The following is a 9,370-nucleotide window of genomic DNA, read 5'->3' as shown; positions in this document are numbered from 1 at the left end:
GCCCGCCCCAGCACCCGCGCATAAACCTCCCCGACGATCCCGCGCCGAAACACCAGCACGCAGACCATGAAGATCAGCCCGGTGGCGATGGTCACGGGGAAACCTGACGTGGCGAGCGTGTTTTCCAGGCCGACGACGAGGCTGGCGCCGATGATGGGGCCGACCATGGTGCCGATGCCGCCGAGCAGGGTCATCAGGATGACCTCGCCCGACATCTGCCAGGTGACGTCGGTGAGGGTGGCGAACTGGAAGACGATCGCCTTCAGCGAACCGGCGAGCCCGGCCAGCGCCGCCGACATAACGAAGGCGGCGAGCTTGTAGCCGGCTACGGAATAGCCCAGCGAAATGGCGCGGTTCTCGTTTTCGCGGATCGAGCGCAGGATCATGCCGAAGGGCGAATTGACGATGCGCCAGATGGCGAAGATGCCGAGAAGGACCACGACAAGCACGAAATAATAGATGTTCATCGGGGCGTTGAGGTCGAGGACACCGAACAGGACGCCCCGCGGCACGCCCTGGATGCCGTCCTCGCCTTGCGTGAACGGCGCCTGCACGCAAAAGAAGAAGAACATCTGCGACAGCGCCAGCGTGATCATGGCGAAATAGATGCCTTGCCGGCGAATGGCGAAGAAACCCATGACGAGGCCGAGCAGTGCGGCGCCCGCCATGCCGAGCAGGATGCCGGCTTCCGGCGGCCAGCCCCAGACCTTGACGGCGTGCGCGGTGAAATAGGCGGCGCCACCGAAGAAGGTGGCGTGGCCGAAGGACAACAGGCCGGTGTAGCCGAGCAGGAGATTGAAGGCGCAAGCAAACAGCGCGAAGCACAGCATCTTCATCAGGAAGATCGGGTAGACGAAGAACGGGGCCGCGAGCAGCGCCGCTATGCCGAGCCCGACCAGCACCCATTCGAGCCTTGGCGAGGGTTTGGCCGATGCCTCGCGCAGCGAAAGCCCGGCCATGTCGGATGTCTCCTCCGCCATCTCAGGCGTCCTTTCCGAACAGGCCGGCCGGCCGGACCAAAAGCACGATCGCCATGATGACGAAGACCACCAGGTTGGAGGCCTCGGGGTAAAAAACCTTGGTCAGGCCCTCGGCGAGGCCAAGCATGTAGCCGGTGACGATGGCGCCGAGGATCGAGCCCATGCCGCCGACCACGACGACCGCGAAGACGACGATGATGAGATCCGATCCCATCAGCGGGCTGACCTGGTAGATCGGCGCGGCCAGGATGCCGGCGAGCCCGGCCAGCGCCGAGCCGAGGCCGTAGGTGAGGGTCAAAAGCAACGGCACGTTGACGCCGAAGGCCTGGACGAGGCGGGGATTCTCGGTCGCGGCGCGCAGATAGGAACCGAGCCTGGTCTTCTCGATCAGCGCCCAGGTGCCGAAGCAGACGATCAGCGAGGCGACCACGACCCAGCCGCGATAAATGGGCAGGAACATGAAGCCGAGATTGGTGCCGCCGGCCAGCAGCGGCGGCACGGCGTAGGGGTTTCCCGACACGCCGTAATAGTAGCGGAAGATGCCTTCGAGCACGAGCGCGAGGCCGAAAGTGAAGAGCAGGCCGTAGAGCGGATCGGTGTCGTAGAGCCGCGACAGCGCCAGGCGCTCGACCACGACGCCGAAGATGCCGACAATCAGCGGCGCCAGGACCAGCGCCGGCCAATAGCCGATGCCGAGATGGGTGAGCAGGAGATAGCCAATGAAGGCGCCCAGCATATACTGGGCGCCATGGGCGAAGTTGATGACGCGCAGCAGGCCGAAAATCACGGCCAGACCAAGGCTCAGCATGGCGTAGAAGGAGCCGTTGATCAGCCCGACCAGCAATTGGCCGAGCAATGCCTGGACGGGGATGCCGAAGATCATCGTCATGGCGCCATCATACACCCAGGATTTCGTGGAGCAGCGTCATGCGGTCCGCCAGTTCGCCGGTGGGAAACCCGGCCACGACCTTGCCGTGCTCCATCAGGTAGAAACGGTCGGCGACACGGCTGGCGAAGCGGAAATTCTGCTCGACCAGCAGGATGGTCATGCCGCGCTGCTTCAGCGTCGCCAGCAGCTCGCCGATGCGCTGGACGATGACAGGCGCGAGGCCCTCGGTCGGTTCGTCCAAGAGCAGCATCTTGACGCCGGTCCGCAGCATGCGCGCGATCGCCAGCATCTGCTGTTCGCCGCCCGACAGCCGAGTGCCGGGACTGTTGCGCCGCTCCTTCAGATTGGGGAACAGATCGAAGATTTCCTCGACGCTCATGCCGCCCGGGGCGACGACCGGCGGCAGCACCAGGTTCTCGTCGACGGTCAGCGTCGAGAAGATGCCGCGTTCCTCCGGCACGAAGCCGATGCCCTGGTGCGCGGTGCGGTGCAGCGGTAGCCGCATCAGGTCGGCGCCGTCGAAAACGACCTTGCCGGTGCGCCGGCGGATCAGGCCCATGATGGCGCGCAGCGTCGTCGTCTTGCCGACGCCGTTGCGGCCGAGCAATGTGACCGTCTCGCCGGCAAACACTTCGAGGTCGACGCCGTGCAGCGCATGGCCCTCGCCATACCAGGCGTTGAGGCCGCGGACCGCGAGCAGGGGCGAAGCGCTAGTCATCGGCGGTGCCCATATAAGCCACCTTGACGCGCTCGTCGCGGCTGACGGTGGCGTAGTCGCCGGCCGCGAGCACCTCGCCGCGCTGCATCACCGTTATCCAGTCGCAGAGATCGGCCACCACGGTCAGATTGTGCTCGACCATCAGAACCGCGCGGTCGCCCGCCACCGAGCGGATGAGGGCGGAAACCGTGGCCACGTCCTCATGGCCCATGCCGGCCATCGGCTCGTCGAGCAGCAGCACTTTGGGATCCAGCGCCAGCGTCGTGGCGATCTCCAGCACGCGTTTCCTGCCATAGGAAAGATCGCCGGCCAGCCTGTTCGTGGCATCGTCGAGGCCGACGGACCGCAGCAGTTCCATGGCACGCGGCGTCAGCCGGTCGAGCGCCGCCAGCGAGCGCCAGAACTGGATGCCGAGCCCGGCCGGCCGCTGCAGTGCGACGCGCACATTGTCGAGCACGCTGAGGTGCGGAAAGATCGCCGATATCTGGAACGAGCGCACCAGCCCCATGCGCGCCACTTTGGCCGGCGAGGTGCGGGTGATGTCGTGGCCGAGCAGTTCGATCCTGCCGCTGGTCGGCGCCAGGAATTTGGTCAGCAGGTTGAAAACGGTCGTCTTGCCGGCGCCGTTGGGCCCGATCAGCGCATGGATGTTGCCATGGCGGACATCGAGATCGACATTCCTGACGGCGACGAAGCCGGCAAAGTCACGCCGCAGGCCGCGGGCGGAAAGCACCACCCGTGGCTCTTCCGCGTTCAGATCAGGCGGCACCGTGGCCGCGCCGGTCACTGGGCGGCCGTCGCGCAGCCGCTGTCCTTCTCGCTCAGGAACGCCTCCTTGCCGGGGATGGTGGCGAGGTATTTGTAATAATCCCAGTCCTTGGTGCTCTCGCTGGGCGCCTTGACCTGGTAGAGATACATATCGTGGACCATGTTGCCATCGGCCTGGACCTTGCCGCCGGTGATGACGGCGTCGTCCACCGGCAGCGAATGGAGTTGCTTGGCGACCGCTTCGGTCTCGTCGGTGCCGGCCTTGTCGATCGCCTTCAAATACTGCGTCACCGCCGAATAGGTCGCGGCCTGGATCATGTTCGGCATGCGGTTGGTGCGCTTGAAGAAGCGCTGCCCGAATTCGCGGCTCTTGTCGTCGCGGTCCCAGTAATAGCCCTCGGTCAGCACGACGCCTTGCGCCGCCTGCAGGCCGAGCCCATGCACCTCGGCCAGTGTGAACAGGAGCGCCGCCAGGCGCTGGCCGCCCTGGACGATGCCGAATTCGGCCGCCTGTTTGATGGAATTGGAGGTGTCGAGGCCGGCATTGGCCAGCCCGATGACCTTGGCGCCCGAAGATTGCGCCTGCAGCAGGAAGGACGAATAGTCGGTCGCGCCGAGGGGATAACGCACCTCGCCCAGCACCTTGCCGCCATGGCTCTCGACGAACTTGGCGGTCTGCTCCTTCAGCGAATAGCCGAACGCATAGTCGACGGTGACGAAGAACCAGCTGTCGCCGCCCTGCTGCACCAGCGAGCCGCCGGTGCCCACCGCCTGCGAGTGGGTGTCATAGGCCCAGTGGAAGCCGTAGGGCGAGCACTGCTTGCCGGTGAGGTCGGTGGTCGCCGCACCGGTGACGATGTCGATCTTCTTCTTTTCCTTGGAAATCCCCTGCACGGCGAGCGCGACCGAAGAGGTCGTCAGCTCCATGATGGCGTCGACCTGCTCGGTGTCATACCACTGGCGGGCGATGTTGGAGGCGATATCGGGCTTGTTCTGATGGTCGGCGCTGATGATCTCGACCGGCGCTCCCTGCACCTTGCCGCCGAAATCCTCGACCGCCATCTTGGCCGCCTCGACCGACCACTTGCCGCCGAAATCGGCGTAGACGCCGGATTGGTCGTTGAGGATGCCGATCTTGACCTTGCCATCGGAAATCTCGGCGGCCGAGGCGGGAATAGTGGTGGCCGCGAGAAGCGCGGCGGAAACGACATAGCGTAGCTTCATGAGTTTACTTCCTCCCAATGTGGATGAATCCGCCCGCCCCCTACGATCGTCATCCGCAAGCACTATGCAACATTAGGAAAATGAGGCGGAAGGGCAAGGGGCGGCCCCGGATTTCGTGACGGCGAGACGGCCCATGGCGTGCGACACGACTATGTGAGCTCGACCTGCCGCGGACCGAGCTTGTTTGGGCCCGGATGGCCTCAGCCGTCGGCGGCGACGAGATGGCCGTTGCCGACATCGCTGAGCGCCAATTTCAGCGGCGCCTCGCCGATCCGGCGCGTGGCGCTGGGGATTTCCTGGTCGAGGCGGGCGAAACGGCTTCGGCGACGCGCCGGATCCGGCACCGGCACGGCTTCGATCAGGCGCCTGGTGTAGGGATGGCGGGGGTTGGAAAAAACCTGGTCGCGTGTGCCCATCTCGACGATCTGGCCGAGATACATGACGGCGACACGGTCGGAGATATTCTCGACCACCGCCATGTCGTGCGAGATGAAGAGATAGGCGACGCCGAATTCGCGCTGCAATTCCTTCAGGAGGTCGAGCACGCGCGCCTGCACCGAGACGTCCAGCGCCGAGACGCTCTCGTCGGCGATGATCAGCTTTGGCCTGAGCGCCAGCGCACGCGCGATGCAGACGCGCTGGCGCTGGCCGCCGGAAAATTCGTGCGGGTAAAGCTCCATCTGGTCCGATGACAGGCCGACGCGATCGAACAGCACGGCGACGCGCTCGCGGCGTTCTTCCTTCGAGGCGATGCCGTGGATCAGCAGCGGCTCGGCGACGAGGTCGCCGACGCGCATGCGTGGGTCGAGCGAGGCGTAGGGGTCCTGGAAAATCATCTGCACGTCGCGGCGCACCGCCTTGCGCTCGTCGCGGCCGAGGCCGGACAAATTGCGACCGCCGACGACGATGTCGCCGCTATAAGGCACCAGCCCGGCCAGCGCCTTGGCGGTGGTCGACTTGCCGCAGCCGGATTCACCGACCAGCGCCAGCGTTTCGTTGGGCGCGATTGAAAAGCTGACGCCTTCGACGGCGTGAACGCGGCGTGTGACCCGGCCGAAGACGCCGCCGCGCAGATCAAAGCGGACGTGGAGATCGGTGACCTCGGCGACCTTCGCCGGCGTTGCGGCTTCGGCTTCCCTAGATTTCTGACGGCCGGCGCCGCTGCCGATGCGCGGCACTGCGGCCAGCAGCTCGCGCGTGTATTCGGCTTGCGGGTGGGCGAAAATGTCCGACGTCTTGCCTTCCTCGACCATTCGCCCATGCCGCATGATGATGACGCGATCGGCCATTTCGGCGACAACGCCCATGTCGTGGGTGATCAGGATGACGCTGGTGCCGTGCTTCTGCTGCAGGTCGCGCAGCAGCTCCAGCACCTCGCCCTGCACAGTGACATCGAGCGCGGTGGTCGGCTCGTCGGCGATCAGCACGTCCGGTTCCAGCGCCAGCGCCATGGCGATCATCACCCGCTGGCGCATGCCGCCGGAGAGCTCGTGCGGAAACTGCCTTAGCCGGCTTTCGGCCTCCGAAATGCGTACCGCCTTCAAGGCCTCGATGGCGCGCTGGCGGGCCTCGTCCCGCGACAGGCTGGTGTGCGCCTCGATGGATTCGGTGAGCTGCCGGCCGATCGACAGCACCGGGTTGAGCGAGGTCATCGGTTCCTGGAAGATCATGGCGATGCGGTCGCCGCGGATATGGCGCATCCGGCGTTCGTCGAGGGCGGTCAGCTCGGTGGCGCCAAGGTGGATGGTGCCGGCGGAGATGCGCGCGGCGGGCTGCGGCAGAAGCTGCATGATCGCAAGCGCGGTCATCGATTTGCCGGAACCGGATTCGCCGGCGATGCACAGCGTTTCGCCGCGCTTGAGCGTCAGGGACAGGTCGGAGACGACCTCGCGGGAGCCCTCCTCGCCGCGTACCGAGACGCAGAGGTTGGCGATGGTGAGGATGGTTTCGGGAGTTGAGGTCATTGGGGAGGCAGCCCGGAAAGGGATTTACTCCGGCACACCCCCCTCTGCCCTGCCGGGCATCTCCCCCGCAAGGGGGGAGATTGGCAGTTCCCACGCCCCGGCTCTCTTCCAACGGTGACGATTGGCGAAAGCCCAAGCGCGATCCGATCTCCCCCCTTGCGGAGGAGATGGCCGGCAGGCCAGAGGGGGGTGCCTAGACGCTGATCTGTCATTCAAACACGCAGCGCGGGAAGTAGAACGACACCACCCAGTTGGGCATGTCGACGATCTCGCTGATGCGCAGGTCGCCGCAGACCGAGGCCAGCATGTAGGCTTCGACCGGGTCGATCTGGTAGCGGCCGGCGAGCAGGTCGACCATCTGCGCCACGGCCTCCTTCGCGCCCGCCATCAGGTCCGGCCCGATGCCGGTCGTCACCTCGTAGCCCTTGGCGTCGAGATGGCGTGTCACCGGACCCGGCGTGGTGAAGCGCGGCGTTTTCAGCCGCGCATCTTTCACCAGGTCGAGTTTCAGCACCACGTTCATCGGGCTTTCGATCGCAGTGCCGCAGACCTCTCCATCGCCTTGCGCGGCATGCGTGTCGCCGACCGAGAACAGCGCGCCCGCCACCTCCACCGGCAGGTAGAGCGTGGTGCCGGCGGCGAGGTCGCGGATGTCGAGATTGCCGCCGACGCGGCGCGGCGGCACCACCGAGTGGTGGCCCATTTCGGCCGGCGCGTTGCCGATGGTGCCGGCGAACGGTTTTAGCGGCACGCGGGCGTTTTTGCCGAACAATGCCGGCTCCAGCGAGGCGGCATCGTATTTCCAGATGTTGAGCGCCGGCTCCTGGAAATCGTCGGCGAGCAGGCCGAAACCGGGAATGTTCGCCGTCCAGCCGAAGCCGGACGGTTTGAACATCTCGATCGTCACCTTCAGCGCGTCACCCGGCTCGGCGCCCTCGACGAAGATCGGCCCGGTGACCGGATTGATCCGGTCGAAATCGAGCTTGGCGATGTCGGCGACGGTGCTGCCGGGCTGCAACTGGCCGCCCGAGGAATCCAGGCACTGGAACTCGATGGTCGAGCCGGGCGCCACCCGCTCAGCCGGGACAAACGAATTGTCCCAGCCGAAATGGTGATGGCGCCCGTGGATGGTGTAGTCGCAGTTATTGCACATCTTTTACGTACACATTGTCATAGTTGATCGGGATATGGACCGGGTCGACATAGAGGTTGTCGGCGCCGCCCATGCGCGCGGATTTCATGGTGAAGCGCTGTTCGTTGAAGACCGGCGCCCAGGGGGCGTCCTCCATCACCTTGTCGTAGATGGCGCTCCACATCTTGTCGCGCTCGGGGGCCTTGGCCGGGTCGACCACCGAATCGGCCTCGGCCGCCTTGGCGTCGAGATCCTTGTTGCAATACCACGACCAGTTCCAGCCGCCCGGCACCGCACCGGCACAGCCGAGGATCGGGCCGTAGAAGTTGGATGGATCGGGGAAGTCGGCTATCCAGGCCATGCCGCCCGACCAGATCATCGGCGCCCCGGCCTTGTCGCCGCCAGCGGCGATGACGTTGGCCTGGGCGAGAGACTGGATGCTGGCCTTGATGCCGATCGCCGCAAGGTCCTGCTGGATCGCCTGGGCGATGCGCGGGTTGGGGTCGGTGTTCATGGCGAACAATTGCGTGTCGAAACCGTCGGGATGACCGGCCTCGGCCAGCAGCGCCTTGGCCTTGGCGACGTCATAGGGGTAGCCCTTGTACGCCTTGTCGTAGCCGGGCATCGACGGCGGCAGCGGCTGGTTGGCCGGCACGGCGCGGCCGTTGATGATCTGGATGATGCGCGCCTTGTTGAGCGCCATGTTGACGGCCTGTCGCACCTTCACATTATCGAACGGCGCCATGGTGGTGTTCATGGTGACATAGCCGGTGTGCAGCTGGCCGCCTTCGACGACGCGCGCCTTCTGCTCGGGATCGGCCATCACCTCCTGGAATTTTGCCGGCGGAATGCCGTCGCCGGGCACGTCGATCTCGCCCTTCTGCAGGCGCAGAAGCGCCACGATCGGCTCCTGGCCGATCTCGAAGGTGATCTTGTCGAGATGCGGCAGGCCCTTGTGCCAATAGTCCGCGTTTCGTTCGAAGACGATGCGCTGGCCAAGCGTCCATTCCGCCAGCTTGAAGGCACCGGTGCCGACCGGATGCTTGCCGAAATCGGCGCCGTATTTCTCGACCTCTTCCTTCGGCACGACATGGGAAAAGTTGATGGCCATGACATGCAGGAAGGTGGCGTCCGGGCGGGTCAGCTCGAACTTGACCGTGTAGGGGTCGACGACGGTGACGCCGGAAAGCGTCTCGGCCTTGCCGGCGGCGACATCGTCATAGCCCTTGATCGAGCCGAAGAAGCCGGCGCCGGGGCTCTGCGTCTTCGGATTGGTGACGCGGTCGAGCGAATATTTCACGTCTTCGGCGGTCATCTCGCGGCCATTGTGGAACTTCACGCCATGGCGCAGCTTGAAGGTGAAGGTCTTGCCGTCGGGCGAAATCTCGTAGCTCTCGGCGAGGTCGGGCTTGAGGTTGGTGGTGCCGGGCTCGTAGTCCATCAAGCCGTCGAACAGGCTCTTGATCATCGACCAGTTCTGCCAGTCATAGCCGATGGCCGGGTCGAGGGTCGCGACGTCGTCCTTGTAGGTGATGGTGATGGCGCCGCCCTGCTTGGCGTTCGGGTCGACGGTGTCCTCGGCGCGGGCGCTTGTCATGCCGAGCATCAGCGCCAGCGCCGATGCCGCGACGGTCGATGCGAGAAACTTCTTCATTGTCCTGTTCCCTTTCTCTGTTTGTTTTCTGGTTTCATCTG

8 protein-coding genes are annotated in these 9,370 nt (G+C 65.2%); all 8 read right to left on the bottom strand.

What is annotated here, in order from left to right; translation table 11 throughout:
• The coding region (locus FJ527_RS28700) for a branched-chain amino acid ABC transporter permease (protein WP_181166526.1) at positions 1–980 on the bottom strand (980 nt) is incomplete at its 3' end.
• 1 nt (position 981) lies between these two features.
• On the bottom strand, positions 982–1,869 hold the full coding sequence (locus FJ527_RS28695) for a branched-chain amino acid ABC transporter permease (RefSeq protein WP_140619728.1): 888 nt from the start codon (positions 1,867–1,869) through the stop codon (positions 982–984).
• Positions 1,870–1,876: 7 nt separating this feature from the next.
• Positions 1,877–2,587, bottom strand: a complete 711-nt coding sequence (locus FJ527_RS28690; protein WP_015314622.1) for an ABC transporter ATP-binding protein — start codon at positions 2,585–2,587, stop codon at positions 1,877–1,879.
• Positions 2,580–3,374 carry an ABC transporter ATP-binding protein gene (locus tag FJ527_RS28685; RefSeq protein WP_015314623.1) on the bottom strand — a complete coding sequence of 265 codons (795 nt, stop codon included), beginning with the start codon at positions 3,372–3,374 and terminating at the stop codon, positions 2,580–2,582. The genes FJ527_RS28690 and FJ527_RS28685 overlap by 8 nt, the downstream gene beginning before the upstream one ends.
• The gene (locus tag FJ527_RS28680; RefSeq protein ID WP_140824648.1) at positions 3,371–4,579 is read right to left on the bottom strand and encodes an ABC transporter substrate-binding protein; all 1,209 of its coding nucleotides are present in this window, start codon (positions 4,577–4,579) and stop codon (positions 3,371–3,373) included. Before FJ527_RS28680 ends, FJ527_RS28685 begins: the two co-directional genes overlap by 4 nt.
• 200 nt (positions 4,580–4,779) lie before the next feature.
• Positions 4,780–6,543, bottom strand: a complete 1,764-nt coding sequence (locus FJ527_RS28675) for an ABC transporter ATP-binding protein (protein ID WP_140824647.1) — start codon at positions 6,541–6,543, stop codon at positions 4,780–4,782.
• A 208-nt stretch (positions 6,544–6,751) separates the two neighbouring features.
• Positions 6,752–7,696: an acetamidase/formamidase family protein gene (locus tag FJ527_RS28665; protein ID WP_140824645.1), complete on the bottom strand. Its 945-nt coding sequence runs from the start codon at positions 7,694–7,696 to the stop codon at positions 6,752–6,754.
• On the bottom strand, positions 7,686–9,329 hold the full coding sequence (locus tag FJ527_RS28660) for an ABC transporter substrate-binding protein (RefSeq protein WP_140824644.1): 1,644 nt from the start codon (positions 9,327–9,329) through the stop codon (positions 7,686–7,688). The genes FJ527_RS28665 and FJ527_RS28660 overlap by 11 nt, the downstream gene beginning before the upstream one ends.
• Positions 9,330–9,370: the final 41 nt, after the last annotated feature.

The sequence above is a fragment of the Mesorhizobium sp. B2-4-18 genome (assembly GCF_006441385.1).
GTDB classification, from domain to species: domain Bacteria; phylum Pseudomonadota; class Alphaproteobacteria; order Rhizobiales; family Rhizobiaceae; genus Mesorhizobium; species Mesorhizobium australicum.
The sequence above is the reverse complement of the archived record's forward strand: the minus strand, read 5'-3'. Positions and strand labels throughout refer to the sequence as shown.